The following is a 570-nucleotide window of genomic DNA, read 5'->3' on the forward strand; positions in this document are numbered from 1 at the left end:
AAACCGAGGTTTGTGCGAGCGTCAGCGACATTCGTTGCCCCGGTCCCGCCCTGCCCAATCGGGATAGCTCCATTACTCCCCTTCTGCGCCAGCTTACCGATCGCCGGAATAGTTACACGAGTGCCGTTGATGGTAACGGTGATGTTCTGGTTTGCTGAGGTGGTGGCGAACGTCTCCCACGCGCCGATGTTCTCGTCATACTCGTTGATGAGCTGAGACATGCTCTGCGCCAGGCCATCGACCGAGAGACTATCAGTAACAAGAATGCCGTACTTCTGGCCGCTGAGCGCCGGAGACGCTGCGGGTGTAACCGTCAGTGACGTCGCACTGTTGATGGCCGTGATCTGAAACATCTGTACCGGGTTAGAAAGAACAAACAACGTCTGGCCAACCCGAATCTGGCTGGCCGTTGCCGTCCAGTTCGTGCCGGTGCCGGTGGCTGTATTTCCGTTAATGGCGATGGTGCCAGTGTTATAAAGCATATTTTCTGGTAATGACTCCAACTTACTGATAGTGTTTTATGTTCAGATAATGCCCGATGACCTTGTCATGCAGCTCCAGCGATTTTGA

At 54.0% G+C, this 570-nt stretch carries 1 protein-coding gene and 1 pseudogene; both read right to left on the reverse strand.

Annotated features, from left to right (window positions below; genetic code table 11):
• A pseudogene (locus ACOTYB_RS24880) lies at positions 1-482 on the reverse strand (phage tail protein); the annotation flags it as partial.
• A 22-nt stretch (positions 483-504) separates the two neighbouring features.
• On the reverse strand, positions 505-570 hold a 66-nt coding region (locus ACOTYB_RS24885; protein ID WP_421765773.1), incomplete at its 5' end, for an IS1 family transposase.

This window comes from Enterobacter cloacae complex sp. IR5450 (assembly GCF_049238665.1).
In the GTDB taxonomy this organism is placed as follows: domain Bacteria; phylum Pseudomonadota; class Gammaproteobacteria; order Enterobacterales; family Enterobacteriaceae; genus Enterobacter; species Enterobacter hormaechei_C.